The sequence below is a fragment of the Burkholderia sp. BCC1985 genome (assembly GCF_905339915.1).
In the GTDB taxonomy this organism is placed as follows: Bacteria; Pseudomonadota; Gammaproteobacteria; order Burkholderiales; family Burkholderiaceae; genus Burkholderia.
Map to the genome: position 1 here is coordinate 1 of NZ_CAJPGY010000008.1, position 18,027 is coordinate 18,027.

General features: G+C 61.4%; 20 protein-coding genes and 1 pseudogene. 6 read left to right on the top strand and 15 right to left on the bottom strand.

All coding sequences use genetic code 11. The annotated features are described in order from the left end of the window. The 4 genes and pseudogenes from U4Z31_RS09905 to U4Z31_RS09920 all read right to left on the bottom strand — a co-directional run. A pseudogene (locus tag U4Z31_RS09905) lies at positions 1-120 on the bottom strand (histidine ABC transporter permease); the annotation flags it as partial. Between the two features lie 69 nt (positions 121-189). Then, entirely contained in the window at positions 190-963 is a 774-nt protein-coding gene (locus U4Z31_RS09910; protein ID WP_321810145.1) for an ABC transporter substrate-binding protein, read from the bottom strand. 253 nt (positions 964-1,216) lie between these two features. Beyond that, complete coding sequence (speB, locus tag U4Z31_RS09915; protein ID WP_321810146.1) at positions 1,217-2,164, bottom strand: agmatinase; 948 nt, start codon at positions 2,162-2,164, stop codon at positions 1,217-1,219. Next, positions 2,151-2,318 (bottom strand): hypothetical protein, encoded by a 168-nt coding sequence (locus U4Z31_RS09920; protein WP_321810362.1) that lies wholly within the window; start codon positions 2,316-2,318, stop codon positions 2,151-2,153. Before U4Z31_RS09920 ends, speB begins: the two co-directional genes overlap by 14 nt. Here U4Z31_RS09920 and U4Z31_RS09925 point away from each other — a divergent pair. After that, positions 2,296-3,213: a LysR family transcriptional regulator gene (locus U4Z31_RS09925; RefSeq protein WP_321810147.1), complete on the top strand. Its 918-nt coding sequence runs from the start codon at positions 2,296-2,298 to the stop codon at positions 3,211-3,213. The two genes, U4Z31_RS09920 and U4Z31_RS09925, sit on opposite strands and share 23 nt — an antisense overlap. Positions 3,214-3,324: 111 nt before the next feature. Here the strand turns inward: U4Z31_RS09925 and U4Z31_RS09930 are convergent, their stop codons facing one another. From U4Z31_RS09930 to U4Z31_RS09955, 6 genes are all read right to left on the bottom strand, one after another. Beyond that, positions 3,325-3,726, bottom strand: coding sequence for an MFS transporter (locus tag U4Z31_RS09930; RefSeq protein ID WP_321810148.1), 402 nt, complete (start codon positions 3,724-3,726; stop codon positions 3,325-3,327). A gap of 145 nt (positions 3,727-3,871) precedes the next feature. Then, positions 3,872-5,113: an MFS transporter gene (locus tag U4Z31_RS09935; protein ID WP_321810149.1), complete on the bottom strand. Its 1,242-nt coding sequence runs from the start codon at positions 5,111-5,113 to the stop codon at positions 3,872-3,874. Between the two features lie 135 nt (positions 5,114-5,248). Next, complete coding sequence (locus U4Z31_RS09940; protein WP_321810150.1) at positions 5,249-5,608, bottom strand: Rieske (2Fe-2S) protein; 360 nt, start codon at positions 5,606-5,608, stop codon at positions 5,249-5,251. A gap of 6 nt (positions 5,609-5,614) precedes the next feature. Continuing rightward, the gene (locus tag U4Z31_RS09945) at positions 5,615-6,565 is read right to left on the bottom strand and encodes a VOC family protein (RefSeq protein ID WP_321810151.1); all 951 of its coding nucleotides are present in this window, start codon (positions 6,563-6,565) and stop codon (positions 5,615-5,617) included. Positions 6,566-6,770: 205 nt separating this feature from the next. Next, entirely contained in the window at positions 6,771-7,880 is a 1,110-nt protein-coding gene (locus U4Z31_RS09950) for an FAD-dependent oxidoreductase (RefSeq protein WP_321810152.1), read from the bottom strand. A 142-nt stretch (positions 7,881-8,022) separates the two neighbouring features. After that, positions 8,023-9,021, bottom strand: a complete 999-nt coding sequence (locus U4Z31_RS09955; RefSeq protein ID WP_321810153.1) for a fumarylacetoacetate hydrolase family protein — start codon at positions 9,019-9,021, stop codon at positions 8,023-8,025. Positions 9,022-9,321: 300 nt separating this feature from the next. On the opposite strand from U4Z31_RS09955, the gene U4Z31_RS09960 reads away from it, so the two are divergent. Further along, complete coding sequence (locus U4Z31_RS09960; RefSeq protein WP_321810154.1) at positions 9,322-9,525, top strand: hypothetical protein; 204 nt, start codon at positions 9,322-9,324, stop codon at positions 9,523-9,525. A gap of 102 nt (positions 9,526-9,627) precedes the next feature. Here U4Z31_RS09960 and U4Z31_RS09965 read toward each other — a convergent pair whose 3' ends face one another. From U4Z31_RS09965 to U4Z31_RS09975, 3 genes are read right to left on the bottom strand one after another with little or no spacing between them, the layout of a single operon-like run. Continuing rightward, positions 9,628-10,110 carry a PaaI family thioesterase gene (locus U4Z31_RS09965; RefSeq protein WP_321810155.1) on the bottom strand — a complete coding sequence of 161 codons (483 nt, stop codon included), beginning with the start codon at positions 10,108-10,110 and terminating at the stop codon, positions 9,628-9,630. Next, positions 10,103-11,098 carry a fumarylacetoacetate hydrolase family protein gene (locus U4Z31_RS09970; protein ID WP_321810156.1) on the bottom strand — a complete coding sequence of 332 codons (996 nt, stop codon included), beginning with the start codon at positions 11,096-11,098 and terminating at the stop codon, positions 10,103-10,105. The genes U4Z31_RS09965 and U4Z31_RS09970 overlap by 8 nt, the downstream gene beginning before the upstream one ends. Further along, positions 11,095-11,958 carry an ABC transporter substrate-binding protein gene (locus tag U4Z31_RS09975; protein WP_321810157.1) on the bottom strand — a complete coding sequence of 288 codons (864 nt, stop codon included), beginning with the start codon at positions 11,956-11,958 and terminating at the stop codon, positions 11,095-11,097. The genes U4Z31_RS09970 and U4Z31_RS09975 overlap by 4 nt, the downstream gene beginning before the upstream one ends. Positions 11,959-12,121: 163 nt before the next feature. Here U4Z31_RS09975 and U4Z31_RS09980 point away from each other — a divergent pair, with 163 nt between their 5' ends. Together U4Z31_RS09980 and U4Z31_RS09985 are read left to right on the top strand one after the other, a co-directional pair. Further along, positions 12,122-12,688, top strand: coding sequence for a cupin domain-containing protein (locus tag U4Z31_RS09980; RefSeq protein ID WP_321810158.1), 567 nt, complete (start codon positions 12,122-12,124; stop codon positions 12,686-12,688). Further along, positions 12,685-13,614 carry a 3-keto-5-aminohexanoate cleavage protein gene (locus tag U4Z31_RS09985; protein WP_321810159.1) on the top strand — a complete coding sequence of 310 codons (930 nt, stop codon included), beginning with the start codon at positions 12,685-12,687 and terminating at the stop codon, positions 13,612-13,614. The genes U4Z31_RS09980 and U4Z31_RS09985 overlap by 4 nt, the downstream gene beginning before the upstream one ends. 54 nt (positions 13,615-13,668) lie before the next feature. On the opposite strand, the gene U4Z31_RS09990 is transcribed toward U4Z31_RS09985, so the two are convergent. Continuing rightward, entirely contained in the window at positions 13,669-14,352 is a 684-nt protein-coding gene (locus tag U4Z31_RS09990) for a TetR/AcrR family transcriptional regulator (protein WP_321810160.1), read from the bottom strand. Positions 14,353-14,684: 332 nt separating this feature from the next. Here U4Z31_RS09990 and U4Z31_RS09995 point away from each other — a divergent pair, with 332 nt between their 5' ends. Both U4Z31_RS09995 and U4Z31_RS10000 read left to right on the top strand, forming a co-directional pair. After that, positions 14,685-15,857 (top strand): MFS transporter, encoded by a 1,173-nt coding sequence (locus U4Z31_RS09995; protein ID WP_321810161.1) that lies wholly within the window; start codon positions 14,685-14,687, stop codon positions 15,855-15,857. A gap of 126 nt (positions 15,858-15,983) precedes the next feature. Continuing rightward, on the top strand, positions 15,984-17,105 hold the full coding sequence (locus tag U4Z31_RS10000; RefSeq protein ID WP_321810162.1) for an aromatic ring-hydroxylating dioxygenase subunit alpha: 1,122 nt from the start codon (positions 15,984-15,986) through the stop codon (positions 17,103-17,105). 144 nt (positions 17,106-17,249) lie between these two features. Here the strand turns inward: U4Z31_RS10000 and U4Z31_RS10005 are convergent, their stop codons facing one another. Beyond that, entirely contained in the window at positions 17,250-17,945 is a 696-nt protein-coding gene (locus U4Z31_RS10005; protein ID WP_321810163.1) for a TetR/AcrR family transcriptional regulator, read from the bottom strand. Positions 17,946-18,027 lie beyond the last annotated feature (82 nt).

The following is an 18,027-nucleotide window of genomic DNA, read 5'->3' on the forward strand; positions in this document are numbered from 1 at the left end:
CAGTTTCGCTGCCGCGCCCGCGAGGCCCAGTATGAGCGACGCGGCGAGCGACAGCACCGCGAGCTTCACGGTCTCGAGCGTGCTGACCCACAACAGCGGGCCAAATCCTTGGAAGATCATGTGAGCGTTTCCGGAAACCAGAATGGCATGCCGCGCAGCGCGGGATGAACCGCGTGCGCCGCGAAAACCTCAGCCGCCGTAGATGTCGAATGCGAAGTACTTTTTCTCGATCTTCTTGTACGTGCCGTCTTTGATCATGTCGCCGATGGCCGCATCGATCTTCGCCTTCAGATCGGTGTCTTCCTTGCGCATACCGATGCCCACACCACTACCGAGGGTCTTCGGATCGCTGATGTCGCCACCGACGAAATGAAAGTTCGAACCGCGCGGCGTCTTCAGGAAACCGAGATCGGCCTGCACTGCGTCCTGCAGTGCCGCGTCGAGGCGACCGGCGATCAGGTCCTGGTACACGCCGTCCTGGTTCTGATACGGCACGACTTGAACGCCCTTCGGGGCCCAATAGGTCTTCGCGTAGGTCTCCTGGATCGTGCCCTGCTCGACGCCGACCATCTTGCCCTTCAGGGACTCCACCGTCGGCTGCAGGTTCAAGCCCTTCTTCGTCAGAAGACGTGTCGGTGCGTTGTAAATCTTGTCGGAAAACGCGATCCGCTCGGCTCTCTGTGCCGTGATCGACATCGACGACAGCACGCCGTCGAATTTCTTGGCCTTCAATGCAGGGATCATGCCGTCGAAATCGTTCTCGACCCACACACACTTCGTCTTCAGCCTCGCGCAAATCTCGTTACCGAGGTCGATATCAAAACCGGCAAGCTTGCCATCCGCGGTTTTCGACTCGAACGGAGCAAAGCCAGGCGCAACGCCAAAACGAACCGTTGTCCAGTCCTTCGCGTAGGATCCTGCTGCGATCGATGCAAGGGCAACGCAAACAAGCAGCTTCTTCAAAATCGTCTCCTTAATACTTATTGAATCGACAACAAAAAAATCTTCTCTTATATTTCGCATTACGAATTGATACTCATTCGATGATCCAGTATTGTTTCCGTAAACTGAGGTGACTTGTGTACGCTCCCCGGATCGAACGAGAGATTCGACACGCATTAGCGCGTCGCATCTCCCCAAAGCTACCGCCCGCCACCGTTCTTGGGCATCTTGCGCAGCGCCGATCGAACGATCAGCGCTACCCGCTCGCCATTCGTTATCGGTTTTGCTTCCGCCACGCGTAAAGGCAAATCATTTCCAGAGCGATCATCGCGCCTGCAAGAGACGTGATCTCAGCATGGTCATAGGGCGGTGACACTTCGACGACGTCCATTCCGACCAGATTGATGCCTCGCAAGTGATGGAGGATTTCGAATGCCTGGTAACTGGACAGCCCACCGGAGACCGGTGTACCGGTTCCCGGAGCAAAGGCCGGATCGAGACAGTCGATATCGAACGTCAGATATACGGGATGGTCGCCGACCCGTTCCCGAATGCGTGCCGCAATCGCCTCCGGCGTTGAACGGTGCACCTGCCGCGCGTCTGCAATTTCAAAACCCATCGGGTCGTCATTGGTCGTGCGGATGCCCACCTGGATCGACCGCTCCGGTACGACCAAACCCTCTTTCGCCGCGTGAAAGAACATCGTCCCGTGATCGATCCGCTTCGCGTCATGATCCGGCCATGTATCGGTGTGCGCGTCGAAGTGGACGAGAGAAAGGGGGCCGTGGACTTTCGCGTGAGCCTTCAAAAGAGGATACGTGATGAAGTGATCCCCGCCGAGCGTGAGCATTGCGCAATTTCGCTGCAGGATTTCATCCGCGTGCCGCTCGATCGCATTAGGGACCGATTCAGGTTGCCCCAGATCAAATGCGCAGTCGCCATAGTCGACCGCGGCAAGTACGTCGAACGGATCGAATTCCCACGGCCACGGGCGCTCCCACGCGATCCCTGTCGACGCAATACGCAGCCCCCGCGGCCCGAAGCGGGTGCCCGGCCGATGTGAGGCCGCAGCATCGTACGGCACGCCGGTGATGGCAAGATCGACGCCGTCGAGATCACGACTGAAGCGTCGACGCATGAAGCTCGTCGCACCTGCAAAACTGGGTTCCGCGACCGTGCCGTACAGGCTGTCACGCGTGAAGGCGAGATCATTCTTTTTCAACTTTCGTGTTCCTTTCTATGCGAAGTGGTGGTACGCCACCGACCGACATCACGACCAATGATGCCGCCCTCGCAATACGGAACAAATATGAAATATCATAAGCTAACTTCACGCCGACGCGATGTATCAGCATGCTCAAAACGATCAGGGACATGGACCTGCAACTGCTGCGCCTCTTCATTACGATCGTGGAGAGCGGCGGGTTCAGCGCCGCGCAAGGTAAGCTCGGAATGGCCCCCTCGACGATCAGCACGCAGATGGCCAAACTCGAGGCCCGGCTTGGCTTCCGACTCTGCGACCGGGGAAAAAGCGGCTTCCGGCTAACGCCGAAGGGAGAGCGAGTACTGCAGTCCACACGGCGGCTCTTGCAGGCACTTGACGTCTTCACGCGCGATACCCAACACGTGTCGGGTACGCTGCTTGGCGATCTAAGGATAGGACTGTCGGAACGCCTTGCGCCCGACGTGATTGAATCGATTGCGGCTGCAGTCGGTCGATTCCGCGAGCATGGGCCGGATGTGATGATCGAGATTCTCGCGTGCTCGCCTGACGAGCTCGAACGGAAGCTTCTGAAGGGCGAACTGCATCTCGCTGTCGGGTACTTTTCAGGACATCAGGTGGGATTGAATTACGTGCCCTTGTTCGTCGAAACCCAGTCGCTCTACTGCGGAACCGCGCATCCGTTGTACGCGAAGAGGACGCTCTCGATCGATGACGTGAAGCGGGTGAGCAATGTCGCCCGACTGTACAAATCGAACACCGTCGAATCTACGTTGCGCAATGAACGACCAACTGCGTTCTCCGAGAACACGGAAGCTGATGCGATCTTCATCTTGTCAGGCGCGCACATCGGCTTCCTGCCGGATCATATTGCGGCGCCGTGGGTTATGTCCGGGAAGATGCACAAGGTACTCGCGAACAAACTGAGCCACGCTGCTCAGTTCCAGCTCGCGACACCGAAGAACTGCGAATACAACGAAGTGCTGGATACTTTCCAGCAAGTACTCGTCGGCGAGTTCGAAGCACTCGCCGATCGCAATAAACAGTGATTCGACCGATCGCTCGTCACCCGCCAGCTTGCGGCCAGCGAAGGGAACGCGGCACTGCATCACGTTCGTCGCGAGGTTCATTTTCAGGCGTATAGCCTGCGGCCATTTCTGTCAGGCTCTTGATTTTCGTCTCCGGCGCACGCCATGCGACAACGCCGCGCCGAGACCGGCGATGCCAGCAGCAATCAGCATCGTCCCGGAGGCGCCGACGTGAGACATCGACCAGGGTAAAAGGAAGGTGCCGACGCCGGTCCCAATTCTGCTGACCGCGGCAGCGAAGCCCGTTCCGATTCCGCGCGCTTCAGTGGGGAAAACCTCCGCGAGGTAAATGGCAGTCAGCGTGTTATACCCTGCGTTGAAGACTGAGAAGATCAGAAACAGCACGAGAACGGCGATTGGCTGCGAGCTGACCCAGACGCCGATCGGTCCAAGGACTACAGTGCAAAGCCACTGCGGTGGCACTGTCAGCGTACGGCGGCCGAGCTTTTCGATGAGCCATACGGTGAATTGCAATTCCAGCCAGGGCGACTACTGAGAGGCCCACCCTCGAACGCAATGCGCGACCGCGCGAACGGACTGGAATACTCAGCGAGTGGCGTAAGTTTGTGCCTTTCTCATCACGAATCCCGCTTGTCAGCCACAAGACCAACGACTGGCGTCAACACCCCGTATGCCGGGCACTCTCTCCCCTGGTTTGTTCGACCGCCACCGCAGCCCTCCTGCGCAACAAAAGAAACGAGAAAATTGCAGCCGTCGCCAGCAGCCCTATCCCGCTCGTGAGCAAAAGTGCAGACGTTGAACGGTGTTGAACGATTGCAACACCTACCAGCACACCGATGGATTGTCCTAGAAAGAGAAAGCAAGAGAACAGCGCGACTGCCGTGCCCCGACACTCCGGATTCATTTGCGTGGCATTCAGTTGAAGCGTGTTATGCAACATATAGAAGCCGAAGCCGGCGCCGAAACATGCGATCAGGCTGAGACTTCGTTCATGCTGACCAGCGAGCAGACCAAGCGCGCCAAGCAATACCACACCGCCGATCGCGGCAAATCCGGCCTCCGCAGCATGTCGGCGCAGTATTTTTGCAGCACGGCTATAAAAGAGACCGCCTATCCCGTACAAGCCGACCACGAGCCCCGCTTCCGACATCGGGAAGCCGAGTTCGTCGTGAAAATGGGTGGGCAAAAAGGCGAGTGCACCATAAGCCAGCGCGCCTTCGAACATGGCGATCAGGAGCACCATGCGAGCCCAAGGTGTCCGCAATACGGAAACCACGTCGCGCCAGAATGGCGACTTCGCCGGCCCGCGGCATTCGGCATGAGGCAACGTCTGCATCAGCGTCAGCATTCCGCCTGCGCCAAACGCGACGGCAAGCGTGACGAATGCGGTCCGCCACCCTGCCAGCGATGAAATCAGACCTCCGGCCCATTGACCGTAAATCGTTCCCAGTACCGTCGCCCCGAGCAGCCCCGCGAGAATTTCCTGTCTGCGTTCGTAACGAACGTTGTCGCCGATCCACGCCATCGTCATCGGGACAATGCCCGCCGTCATGACGCCTGCCGCGACCCGAGCAAAAATGAGCTGATCAATGTTGCCGGATGCCGATGCGGCAAGATTGCCAAGGGCACTGACTGCGGCGGAGACACCCACCACCCTGATCTTTCCGATGCGATCGCCCAACGGACCGAAGAACAACTGGGATGCACCGTACGTCAGCGCGAAGAGGGAAATCGTCCGCGCGGCATGTTGAGGCGTAGTCGTGAAATGGGTTTCGAGCGACGGCAGCATCGCGTCACAGATCCTCATCGACGCCAGGCTGGTGAAACAGCAAAGGTAAAGCGCCCACAGCGCGCGCGTAATCGACGCATCGGCACCGAGCCGGCCATCTCCCGTTTTCACAAGCGATTCACTCCAGCGACGTCCGGGCCGATCTCACCGCAGAACAAACACCGTTGGACCGGCCCGTCGCATGTCATATTAACGTATCGAAACATCGGCATTCCGGACCCGACTGCAATCGATCGCGGAGTCGCTTCAGCACCACAAGATGCTGAGATGTTGGTCATGCTCGATTCGTAGCGGAACCGATTCGAGTTTTTGCCCGAGACATGGGCCCAGTATGCAGAGACCATCGTCCAGCGTGAATTTCGCGCCGTGTCCATGGCAGACGATGTGCTCCATCGAACGATCGAGATAAGCGTCCTTGCGCCACGGAAGCGTCGAGCCCGGCCAATGAGGGCACGAATTCCGGTAACCGCGAATCAGCCCGTCCCGGCAAACGATGAAGAGATCGTCGACGCCGCGCCGCTGCAAATCGAACCCGCGCGCTCCCGAGATCGGAAGCTCGCTCAATTCGCAAAGACGCATCCAGCGCAGTGAGCCGGCGGCCTTCATCCGGTGTCATGCCTGCTGCGGTTCGGACGACGGCGGCGGACCGCCCGGTGCCCACTTTTCACGCCACTGGAGCAGGAACTCCTGAGCGCGGTCCGCATGCGCGGGGGCGATACGTGGCACCCAGGAATCGTCGTGCAGATCCATGTCAGCGTCGTACTCGATATGACAGCCAAACGGCGAGTTGAAATACCAGAACCAGTTCGAGCCGAATTGGTGACGGCCCGGGCCCCAATACGATTCATAGCCTTTTGCCGCGAACGCGCTGCCGGCACGCATCACCTCCGTCGGGCCGCCGAGGTGAAACGTGAAATGCTCGCAGCCCTGCATGAACGGCGGTGTCTGGATCAGGAACAGCGTATGGTGATCGAGCGTCCCGGCAGGGCGCAGGAACGGCCCCATGCCGATGAACTTGTCGCTCAGCCGGAATTTGAGTCGGTTGACGTAGAACGCCTCCGCCTTGTCCGTGTCCGGCACGAAATACACGACGTGCGACAGCGTCCTCGGGCGCGGCGGCGGCTCGTTCTCGCCGGTCAACGCACCCGTCACGTTGACCCCGCGGCGGCCATCGCCCGGCGCGTTCACCGGCTCGGCCGGAAGCTGCAATTCGCGGCGCACGGTGATCTGAAACCCCAGCACGAACCCCGCATCGTCAACCGCCTCAATCGAGCCGTCGGGGAGCGACGTCACCTCGCGGTCCTTTTCGAGTTCGCTGGCGATCTCCTCGAGCGTCGCCTGGTCTGTCACGCCGTAGATAGTCTTGCGCAGCTGATTGGCCGTCGCAAACGGCCATGCCGGCAGCGACGGATCGTCCTTGGGGCGAATGACGACCCCGGTTCCGTCCAGGGCTTCGAATCTGTCTTCGCCCTGTCGAGTGAGACCGTAGTCGAGAAGAAATTGCATGCAGCTTTCGACGTCTTCGACACCGAAGACGAGTGTGTCAGGTCCGAGGATTTTCATTGTCATCGTCCAGTTGATGAAACCGTCTCACGACGTGAGACGTATTGGTTACCGTCGCATCGCAGGAACATCCACGCTGCGAACATCATGCCTTGCAAGCGCGCTGGTCCGGTTCGCACCACGCAGCCTGCGCGCCGCCATCCATCTGCATCGATCTCCGGCCCATGACGATTGCTTGGACCGGAAAGGTAATGTCGCATCGTTCCTAGATGGGCTGACCGAGATACCGGTACGTCTCAAGCAACAATGCAGCCGACCGGTCCTTGTTAGCGACCGAATCCTCCTGTTCATTCAGGCAGAGCTGCAGCGAGGCATCGTAGATCCGCTTCACGCGCTCGAAGCGGCGCCGGTCATAACCGGTCAGCGCGTCCTCGACCGACGCGCCGCCCGCGAGGCATTCCGCCAGCACCACGGCATCCTCCACTGCCATGCCCGCGCCGGAGGTCATCTGCGGCGTCGGCGCATGCGCGGCATCGCCCAGCAGCACCACGCGCCCGCGATGCCAGGGTATGGGCACCAGCGTGATGTCCAACGGACGGAAAATCACCTGGGATGCTTCAGTGATCAGGTCGAGCGCGTCACGAATGGCCGGCGCGTCGAACTCGGCCAGCCGCTCGCGGATGAGAAGGTGCGACTGGTCTGGCGCGATGCGCAGCGGTTCGCGGCTGCTTTCGAGATAAAACATGTAGCAGCTCTCTCGCGAGGTCGGGAAAATCCCCAGGACCTTGCCGGTCGGCGTTCGATACAGACAGAAGCCGTCGGCCTGTTCAGGACGCGGAGCGTTGAACCGCCAGACGCTCTGGCCGGCGAACCGCGGCTCGTAGTCGGCACCGAAGACGCGCTTGCGCAGCCCCGAATACACGCCGTCCGCCGCGACGACCAGGTCGTACGATGCCAGTCGGCCATCCGAGAACTGCACGTCGACGCGATCGCCGTGGTCCGTCAGGTCCTGGACCGTCACGCCCTTTTCCAGCACCGCGCCGCTGTCCTCCGCTGCCGTCTCGAGGATACGTGCGAGTTCCGGCCTGCGAATCCCGCAGCTCGGCGGTGCGGGATGGACGTGCTGCAGTTGGCCCGACGCGTCGAACTCTCGAAAGACTCCGAATGCCATCCCGCTTTCGCGACAGGCATCGGCGAGGCCAAGCGTCTCGAGCGCGCGCATCGTGTTGTGGAGCAGACAGATGCCCGCCCCTGCCGTTGGTCTCTCCGGCTTGATGTCGACGCAGTGAACGTCGAATCCTTGCCTGGCCAGGGTAACGGCAGCAGTGGCGCCGCCAATTCCGGTGCCGACGATCAGCACGCGTTTGACCTTCATTGTCTGTCTCCTTTCTCCACTCTGATGGCGGATAGGTTTTCTGGGCCACCAGTGAAACCGATGGACACCCCGGTTGATCCGGCGTGTCCCCCGACGATTGTAGGCTCGTACCGTAGCGAAGCCTGCTTAAGCGAAGCCCTCTTTACATGAAAGGCGTGCGCCGCTGCGGCCACCAGGTTTCCTGCGGTTGCCGAGCGATGCGATTGCGCAGCACACCCACTCCCTTCACGTCGAGCTCGATCACGTCGCCGGGTTTCACGCTGCGCTCGAGCTCGAGCGCCGAACCGTTGCCCATCGTGCCTGAACCGATCACGTCGCCCGGTTGCGCGTAGTCGCCGAGGGACACGTAAGCAATGAGTTCTTCCGGTGTCCAGAGCATTTCCGATGTATCGCCCTCGCCCCATGTCTCACCATTAACGCGCACCGACATCCGGATGTTGTCAAGCCGCTCGAACTCGTCGATCGTGGTGATCCACGGACCGATGCCATACGCAAAATCCTTGCTCTTCGTCGGCCCCATGCCGATTGCGAACTCGTTACCCTGCAGATCGCGTGCACTGAAGTCGTTGAAAATCGTCACGCCGAAGAGATGCGAACGCGCGACGTCAGGCGTGATGTTGTGCGCCTGCCGGCCCACGACCCAGCCGAGCTCCAGTTCATAGTCCAGACGCTCGGAGCGTGCAGGCCAGGGCACCTCGGCTTCGTGCCCGATCACCGTCCATGGCGAGCCCTTGAAGTAGCCCGGCACTTCGAGCAGGGCCGGCGTCGGACTGATGTTCATCCGCTCATGGAACTGACGGATATGCTTCGTGAAAGTGAGCCCATCGCGCACCACGGACGGGTCACACGCCGCGCCCCACTGCAGCCCGTCGAGCGCGAGCGACGCGTCATCGCCGTGTTTCGCGGCTGCTTCGGTCGCAGTGTCGAGAAAGCGTTGCCCGAGCGCGATGGCGGCCGACATGCTTTCCGGGAACACGACTGATGCGTAACGCAGCGCAGCGTCGCGCGTTGCCCCTTGCGCCTGCAGCCGCAGTGCTTCTGCAGCACGCAGATCGATGACGCGCCCTTGTTCCGGCTGCACCAGACAAATGCGGTGAACCGGCCCGTCCAGACCTTCGACTACAAATCGCCCCAGCTTCATCTGCCGTCTCCATGTGAAGGAATTGAGATGGCCAATAATGAAACTGAACGTCTCGTTTTGTCAATGACATAAAAGCTAGGGTAAATCCGGGCAAATTCTTGTTCGAGCGACGTGAATTTTGATATACGATTCGTATCGTTTTTAAAAAACAACTCCGGCTCCGCGACAGTACGGCAGCCGTTTCACTGAATAGGCGCGACATGCCTAGCACGGGCCCATGGTACGCCTGGGGAAAACGCCAGGTTCGCGATCGGTGCATTCGACGCTCACCCTGAGGGCCGCGTTGGTCGATCCGCATCGATGCCGATCGTAAAAGCAGCGCGGACGCGCTACGACAACATCAACGTTTCGGCCGACTTCTTCCGCTCGAAGCGCACCGACATGTTCATCTCGCCCGTCAACGAGCACACGCCAGACTGGGGTCCCGCGCAGTTGTTTCAGCTCGGTTCCACATCGGACGGCGACCAGTTCGCCGTCGATATCGGGATTCGTCACTACTTCTAGTCCGGCCGGCTTCCGTCATGGCTGAACAGGCTTGCCGCTTGTGCGGCGTTGCTGCCATCGCCGCACCGCGAGTCGGTCGACGTGGCAGCCCCTTCTTTGCCATCAGCTGCGCACGTCGAATACAGCGAACGACGCGGTCGCGTTGGCCACGCAGCGCACGCGCGCGCCGTCATACAGGTCTGCCTCGAGGAATGCAATGCGGTTGCCGAGCCGCTTCACGCGCGCTTCGACCGCAAACTTCCCGACATGCCCCGGCTCGAGCATGTTGACCGTGAGACTGACGGTTGCGCACGTGCGGCCGTACGGGAGTTGCGAGAGCAGAGCAAGCGCCATCGCCAGATCCAGCATCGATGCCAGCGCGCCGCCGGAGACGACGCCGTTGCCCTGGACAGAGTCGGCGGGCGCGGTAAACCCGATCGATAGCGCGCCCCGGCTTCCTCCCAGCAATGTCGCGCCAAGCCACTGCAATGCTGGGTTCATCGCGAGTGCGACGTTGCCGACGCCGGTCTGAAGGGTTTGCTGGATGAACGCGCGGTCGAGGTTGTCGGGCCGCACGTTGGCTTCCGCTTCGAGCGCCTCAGCCATCGCGCCGCTCCGTGCAGACCTGGCGCTGACGCCCGAGCCCTTCGATTTCCGCTTCCATGATGTCGCCGTCACGCAGGAAGCGGTTGTAGTGCGTCCCATTTCCGGCGGGCGAACCCGTACAGATGATGTCGCCCGGCAAGAGCCGCGCGTACCGCGAAATGTATTCGATCTGCCGTTCGATACCGAACAGCATGTCGGCCGTCGTTTCATCCTGCATGACCTGACCGGACACGGTCAGGCGCATCCTCAGCCGATGCGGATCCGGCACGAACGCGCTGGGAACGAAGTACGGGCCGAGCGGAAGAAATCCCGGTTGCCCTTTCGAACGCAGCCAGTCGGTACCCAGCATCTTGTAATCCGTCCGCGGAATGAGATCGCGGGCGGAGATGTCGTTGACGATGGTATAACCCGCCACGTGCTCGAACGCATCCTCCCGTTTGATTCGATACCCCCCGCGGCCGATCACGACCGCCAACTCGAGTTCCCAGTCGGGCTGCGTCGTCGTGTCGGGCAACACCAACGGATCGAAGGCGCCGGAGATCGCAGACACCGGTTTGGTGAATGCGTAAGGCTCTCCATGCGCCACACGTTCGTCGAGCATGTTTTCTGCCCACTCCCGAAGTTCCATGTCGTTCAGGCCGTCGGGCCCCACCTTTGCGTCGACGGTCAGGTCGACTACATGCTGGCGGTAGTTGGCGCCGGTACAAAACACCTGTCGGGGCAGGTCGATCGCCGGGTGGGTATGCAGGTCGAACAGACGGTACCAATCCGCTTCCAGGGCGATGACTTTGTTCGCGAGGCGCTCCAGCGCCGGGCGGCTCAGATCCCAGTTTTCGAGTAGCCCGAGAACCGTAGACGACCCTGCCAGCATCGCGTCGCCATGTCGAGCCGCGAGCTCGGCAAGCGGCATCACGCGTTCGTCCACGACGAAGCCAACGAATCGCGCACCATCGCCTGCAGAAAATGTTCCAAGTGAATACGGCGTCATGCCATGTCTCCGATATGTTTTCGAACCAGCGAATCGTCGACGATTGCCGAATAGTCGCTGTCAGCACCCGCCAGGCCCAGCGCCCGACGATGCGCAACGAGAAGCGCGACCCCGTCCGACGCCGGCAGCAGCGACCGGGGGGACAGCGCGATCATTCCGTCGGCCGCAGCCGGCGGCAGCGATGCCGCGACCACCGCGTCCCGGGCCAGCGCCGGCTGATCGCGAACCGTCTGCCGCGCTCTTTCGAGATCCTCCAGCCACGCACCCACGCGCGCTTGCGCGCCGCCGGTGCGCATGACGATTCCCTGCCCCGGAAAATGCGGCCAGATATCCTGGACGCTCGCCACCCTGACGAATCCGGCCTTGATCGCCATCGCATCGAACGGAGGTCCGAGCAGCGTGGCGACGCCCTGCCGCGCCAGCAGCGCTTCCAGACGCTCCTGCACACCGCCCGCGGTCACGAGGCGATAGGCATCGCCGTCGAGCCCCGCCTCGTCGAGCATCGCCCGCAACGCCGTGACAAAGCCGTTGTCGGGTGCGTCGATGAGAATGTCCGCGCCGCGAAGCGAGCCTACGCTCGACCGGCCGGCCCGCGCCACCAGCGTCAGCGGCGTGGTCCGCTCGATCTGGGCGACGACGCGGAAATCGGCCGGCCCGGCACGCCGGTTCCATCCGATGACATTGTCCATTGCGGTGACGACGGCATCGACCTCGCCCGCCACCAGTGCGTCGTACTGCTCGTCCGACGAGCGATTGCGCACCGCCTGCGTCGTCACCGCGGCGTGCGGATCCCCGCCCGCGACCATGGCCAGCAGCGGCGGCACGAACCACATCACCCGGATCGCTTGTGTCTCTATCACGTCGTTTCCTCATGGTTGGCTACCATCAATTACAGAACGCGTCGTTCCGTTTTGTCAAGAAATGTTTTCCAGATCTAAATTCATTGACCTGTCATTTCCCTATTGACACTAAAACTCCAACAGTTAACGATACGAAACGCACCGACTCGTTAATGGAGAAAAAATGGACACGACGGTAGACAGGGACAGCGCACAGCCCGTCGAAGGAAACGGCTATCGGCCCGTGCGTCGACTTATCACGGACACCAATGCCGACGGGAAGTCGTACTTTGTATCGGATGGGCCGGCCCCGAACAGGACGGCGCGCGCTGGCCTGCCGGTCGCGCATGTTCTGTGGGCGACCGGGGAAGCCCGCGCGTCCGGTGCGGAGCCCGCGCCGGCAGGCCACCCATTCGAGTTCCATTCGCGCGGAGGCTCGCTGCTGCGGATCGTCGACTTCCCGCCCGACGAAACCTACGACGAGGCGACGCTGAAACAGTTTCTCGACGCCAACGGCGTGCGGGATACAAGCAATCCCCGGCATTTCTGGTTCCACAAAACCGAATCACTCGACTACGCGTTCGTCCTCGAGGGAGAAATCTGGGCCCTGCTCGACGAAGGCGAGAAGCTCATGCGCGCTGGCGACGTGCTGATCCAGCGGGCGACCAACCATAGCTGGGCAAACCGGTCGGGAAAACCGTGCCGCATGGCGTTCGTGCTGCTCGACCTCGTTGACGGAGAGCCGCTGTGAGCAAGGCAATCATTACGTGCGCCGTGACTGGCGGCGCCCACACCCCGTCGATGTCCGAGTTTCTGCCCGTTACGCCGGAGCAGATCGCGGCCGAATCGATCGCGGCAGTCGAGGCCGGCGCCGCCATCGTTCATCTTCACGCGCGCAATCCCGAGGACGGCCGCCCCACCGGCGACCCGGAGATCTTCAGGCGTTTCGTGAGCCCGATCAAATCGGCGACCGATGCGATCATCAATATTTCGACGGGCGGCGGCGGTCCACACATGTCGATCGAGGATCGCGCGGCGGCAGGCCGGGCCCTGAAGCCCGAAATGTGCTCGCTCAACATGGGATCCATCAATCTGGTGCTGGCCGAGATGGCCGAGCGGAAACGGGACTGGAAGCATGACTGGGAAGTGCCGTTCCTGAAGGGCACGCGCGGGCTGATCTTCCGCAATACCTACGACGACATCGAATGGATCCTGGAAAACGTCGGCCGGCTCGGCGGCACGCGCTTCGAATTCGAATGCTACGACGTCAGCCACCTGTACACGCTTCAGTATTTCCTGGAAAAGGGGCTCGTGAAGCCGCCACTGTTCGTGCAGACCGTATTCGGGCTGCGCGGCGCGATGGGCGCGCACGTCGAAGATCTGCTCCACCAGAAGCGAACGGCCGATCGGCTGTTCGGCAGCGACTATCACTGGTCGGTGCTCGCGGCCGGCAAACACCAGATGCCGCTTGCGACGATGTCGAGCCTGATGGGCGGCAACGTGCGCGTCGGCCTGGAGGACAGCCTTTACATCGGCCGCGGAGAGCTCGCGCAGAGCAATGCGGACCAGGTCCGCAAGATCCGCCGGATTCTCGAGGAGTTGGGCATCCAGATCGCGTCTCCCGATGAAGCGCGCCGGATTCTCGACCTGAAAGGCGCCGATCAGGTGAACTTCTAGACAGGCTCCGCCGCGCACGCCCGGCACCCGCCGGTGCGAAACGGCTGCCGCACGTCAGCGCGCGGCAGCCGTCCTGACCTGCGACGCACCACGTCTGGCGACTTCCAGTTCCGCGACGTTCGGGATGTCCGCGCCGAGAAGCGCATAGGTGTAGTCGATGTGTTCCTGCGCGAACCGGTCATCCAGCGCGCCGACGCCCGTCATCAATCGCATGTAGACCGGCGCGTACAGCAGTTCGGCCAGCATTTCCACATTCTCCGGCGCACGGATGCGCTCGGCAACGCGCCACTCTTCCAGCATTTCGCGGACAAGCGCGCGTCGGCCGTAATGGAATCGTTCACGAAAAACCCGGAGCACGGCGGGATCGGCCTGCCCTTCGGCGATGATCTGCGCGACGATGCGCCCCGACCACCCCGCATATTCGTGGATCAGCGACACCAGGTGCGTGGCGATCGCCTTGCCGGGAGGCAGGTTGCGCGGCATCGGCGTCTTGACAAGGTGGTGCTCCATGAAGGCATCGATCACCACGAGTGCCTTGGCGTCCCACCAACGGTAGATCGTCGCCTTGCCGACGCCCGCCTCTCTCGCGATGGCCTCGATCGAAATGGATTGGACCGTGCGGGTCTCGAGCAGGCGAGCCGTTGCCGCGAGAATCTGCATGCGCGTGCCTTCACTGCGGGGTCGGCCGACCCCTCGCGGAAGCACCACCGCGGCGGCGCCCTGGATATCTGTTTTCATCGGCTAGGCAATTGAATGGTGAACGGCGCCCGTCACGCCACGTCGCGAGGCTACTCGGCAATGGTTCGCATAGCCGGCGACGCAAATTGTAATACACGTCGTATCCAAATTATCTCGATCGTTTTCGGCACGGCTCCCGATCCGATCTATCGAGCCGGGAATCTGCAGCATGAGGCGTTTCCAGCGTCCCCGGTTCAGGTTTCAGCGGTCGGCCTCGTCGAGTCGCGCCGCGGGTTTGACCCAATATCGTCGAACGGCATCACGGCTACCATATCATAAACGAGACACTCCGTTTCGTATATAAACTAAGGGCGCCGCCCACCGGAGACATGATGAGCAGATCCATTGACGGATTGAAAAGCCGGATATCGCTTGTGCTGGGCCACTGTGCCGGCATGATCGATGTCGTTGCATTGCCGGTGTGGGTGGGGATCGTCCTGATCCGACATGACGGGCTCGATCCGCAACGGGCCGGCGCACTCGCTACCGCCTTCCTCGGCGCCGTGGTCGCAAGCAGCCTGTCGATCGCTCCGCGAATCGATCGCATCCGCGGCACGATTGCAGTGCCCGTCGGCTTCGCCGTCGCCGCCACCGCATTCTTCGCGATGGCACTGACGCGGGACTATGCGGCCCTTCTGGCGATGCATATTGTCGGCGGTCTTGCGGTTGGATGCGGTCTGTCGTTCACCCATTCCGCGATTGGCGCAAGCCCCAATCCGCACCGTCTGATCGCGACGGGCTTCACCGTGCTCAGCCTGCTGTCGCTGGGGTTCCTCGGCGCAGTGCCGCACGCGATCGCGGCGTTCGGGGGGCAGGTGGCGTTCGTCGTTCTCGGCGCCATCATGCTCATTGCCGCGCTTGCCGCCCTGGCGGGCTTTCCGGAGCGCCGGGCAGCGACATCGCCCGACGGCGCACCGCGCGAGCTTCCGAAACTGTCGCGACGCGTATGGTTTGCAATGGTGGGGACCAGCCTGCTTACCGTCAGTCATTCGATGATGCTCAGCTTCCTCGAGCCGATCGGTCTCGCACACGGCTTCGGCACCGGTCAGGTCATGAACGTGCTGCTCGGCATCGGCCTCGTGAACATGTTGCCCGGGCTACTCGCCGCGCTGCTCGAACGCAAGGTGTCCAGCCGGGCGGTGATGATTGCCGGTCCGGTGCTGCAGGCTGCCCTGGGCTTCACGCTCGCCCGGTCGACCTTCTTCGGTGCTTACGCGTTCGCGGGGGTGATCTTCCCAACCGTGATGATATTCACGCATACGTTCATCTTCGCGTTCCTTGCACGCAACGACCCGTCGACGAGAGCCGTCGCCGCTACGCCCGTCATGGCCATGACGGGATCCGCCATTGGCCCGATTCTTGGCGGCACCGTGGCAGACCATTTCGGATACGGCAGCATCGGGTGGACCATCGTCGTGGCTGCCGGCATCAGCACCTTCTGCTTCTGGCACGCGAGCCGCCGAGCCGAAACTGCGCTCGCCCCCGCTTCCGCGGCACCTCGGTAACCGGATCCAATCCGTTCGGCACGAGGGCGCTTACCGCCCCATGGTTCTCGCAAGTGCTGGTCTGCCAACGGATACGAATCGTGCCGCTCTTGTTGATTTCACGTTTTGCACGATAAGGAAAAGACGATGACAAGACCCACCGAAGCAGTGATTTCCGCCGCTCAGGCAAGTGCCGGCAACATGGCGGACCGCGATACGCCATTCGTATTCGATGAGTGGTACGTGGCAGCAAGATCTTCCGAAATCGGCAGGACGCTGCTGCCCCGTACTCTGTTGGGCAAGCAGGTCGTCCTCTACCGGACGCTGGAGGGACAGGTCGTCGCACTCGACGACCGTTGCGTTCATCGCTCGTATCCGCTGTCCGCAGGCACACTCGATGACGATACGGTCATCTGCGGATACCACGGCTTTCGCTACGACGCGAATGGTGACCTCGTCGAAGTCCCGTCACAAGAACGCTGCCCCCGCGGGCTTGGCGTACATCGCTATCCGGTACGGGAAATCGGACCATTGGTCTGGATCTACATGGACCCGACATCCGAGCCGCGAACCGAGCCACCTTGCGAGGCATCGCTCGATCTTTCCCGATGGGCACTGTCAGACGGCTATCTGCATCTGAGCGGAAACTATGTGAGCCTGCACGAGAATCTTCTCGATCTAACGCATCTCACCTACGTCCATGCGAAGAGCTTCGGAACGCCAGACTACGCCAAGGCGCCATTCGAGGCGTCTGTCGACGAAGGGCGCTACGCAGTCAGGCGCCATATCGTTCCGACGACGTTGCCGCCGGTCTGGGCAGAATCGACCGGAATCTCCAGTTCCACGGCAGCACGAATCGCGACTTCGACATTCGTATCGCCGGGTCTGCACGAGGTCCAGGTCACGTTCTACGAAAGTACCCTGCCCGCCGCAGAGCGGACGCTTTTCACGATCAAGACGCTGCACTTGCCCACGCCGGAAAGCCACGAATCGACACACTACTTCATCGTCCACTGTCGGGATTTCGGGCTCGACGACGAACCAATGACGCAACTCATGCACGAGCGACTCTTTACCGCATTCAGGGAAGACGTGCAGGCGCTCGAACTGCTCGAGAACATGCTTCGCAAAGCCAACGACCCGTTCTTCGAAATTTCGGTTGCAAGCGACCGCGCCTCGGTTGAAATGCGCAAGCACCTGAAGCGCAGGGGACAAGCGGCGGGCGCGGGTTCAAACAGCCGCCCGCATCTACTTCACCAGCCCGGATAAGCCGTCAGGAAAACATCGTCCGGGGCGCATGCATGAACTCGCGAGACGCGGAGCCACCGGCCTTGCGCCTTCGCTGCCCTTCCAGCGAATCGATGGTTCCGTCTGTCGCAATCACGCGCAACTCGTCGACGCTTTTTCTTACCCTCAACGCGTGCCGGTCGGCACTCTTTTTGTCACGGGCTTTTGCTTCTTCTGACGCGTGCCGGCCTTGAGCAATTCCGGCACTTCGACGCCTAGCAACGTGTACACATAGCTAATGTGCTCGCGCGCGAAATGCTCATCGAGCGGGCCGTTGCCGACCAGCAGGCGCATGTAGACCGGCGCATACAACAGCTCGGCGAGCGTCTCGATATTGGGCGGTGCCGGAATACGCGACGAACTGCGCCATGCCTCGAGCATTTCCCTCACGAGCGCCCGCCGCCCGTAATGGAAGCGCTCACGGAATTCGCGCAGGACGGCGGGATCGGCCTGTCCTTCGGCGATGATCTGCGCGACGATCCGGCCGGACCATCCCGAATACTCGCGAATCAGCGACATCAAATGGGCGGCAATCGCTTCACCGGGCGGCAGATCATGCGGCATCGGCGTCTTGACGATGTGATGCTCCATGAACGCATCGATCACGACCAGCGCCTTGGAGTCCCACCAGCGGTAGATGGTCGCCTTTCCAACGCCCGCCTCCCTGGCGATCGCTTCAATGGAAATCGACTGAATGGTGTTGTTCTGGAGCAGACGGACCGTCGCCGCGAGAATCTGCGTGCGGGTTTCCTCGCTGCGTGGCCTGCCCACACCGCGCTCGACAGCGGGTGCGGGAACGGAAAGCTGGGTATTGGTCTTCATTGGCGTCCCGTGTTGACGTATGCCGCGAACGGTATCGCCCAATTATAAGACAGCTCGTACCTTAATTCGCATCTGCGATGTC

Bases quoted from the DNA above. Each gene is read 5' to 3' on its own strand.
- U4Z31_RS10005 (WP_321810163.1), bottom strand. From the start codon at position 17,945: ATGAAGACCAATACCCAGCTTTCCGTTCCCGCACCCGCTGTCGAGCGC.
- U4Z31_RS09950 (WP_321810152.1), bottom strand. From the start codon at position 7,880: ATGAAGGTCAAACGCGTGCTGATCGTCGGCACCGGAATTGGCGGCGCC.
- U4Z31_RS09960 (WP_321810154.1), top strand. From the start codon at position 9,322: ATGCCGATCGTAAAAGCAGCGCGGACGCGCTACGACAACATCAACGTT.
- U4Z31_RS09970 (WP_321810156.1), bottom strand. From the start codon at position 11,098: ATGACGCCGTATTCACTTGGAACATTTTCTGCAGGCGATGGTGCGCGA.
- U4Z31_RS09990 (WP_321810160.1), bottom strand. From the start codon at position 14,352: ATGAAAACAGATATCCAGGGCGCCGCCGCGGTGGTGCTTCCGCGAGGG.
- U4Z31_RS09965 (WP_321810155.1), bottom strand. From the start codon at position 10,110: ATGGCTGAGGCGCTCGAAGCGGAAGCCAACGTGCGGCCCGACAACCTC.
- U4Z31_RS09940 (WP_321810150.1), bottom strand. From the start codon at position 5,608: ATGAAGGCCGCCGGCTCACTGCGCTGGATGCGTCTTTGCGAATTGAGC.
- U4Z31_RS09925 (WP_321810147.1), top strand. From the start codon at position 2,296: ATGCTCAAAACGATCAGGGACATGGACCTGCAACTGCTGCGCCTCTTC.
- U4Z31_RS09980 (WP_321810158.1), top strand. From the start codon at position 12,122: ATGGACACGACGGTAGACAGGGACAGCGCACAGCCCGTCGAAGGAAAC.
- U4Z31_RS10000 (WP_321810162.1), top strand. From the start codon at position 15,984: ATGACAAGACCCACCGAAGCAGTGATTTCCGCCGCTCAGGCAAGTGCC.
- U4Z31_RS09995 (WP_321810161.1), top strand. From the start codon at position 14,685: ATGAGCAGATCCATTGACGGATTGAAAAGCCGGATATCGCTTGTGCTG.
- U4Z31_RS09945 (WP_321810151.1), bottom strand. From the start codon at position 6,565: ATGAAAATCCTCGGACCTGACACACTCGTCTTCGGTGTCGAAGACGTC.
- U4Z31_RS09920 (WP_321810362.1), bottom strand. From the start codon at position 2,318: ATGTCCCTGATCGTTTTGAGCATGCTGATACATCGCGTCGGCGTGAAG.
- U4Z31_RS09955 (WP_321810153.1), bottom strand. From the start codon at position 9,021: ATGAAGCTGGGGCGATTTGTAGTCGAAGGTCTGGACGGGCCGGTTCAC.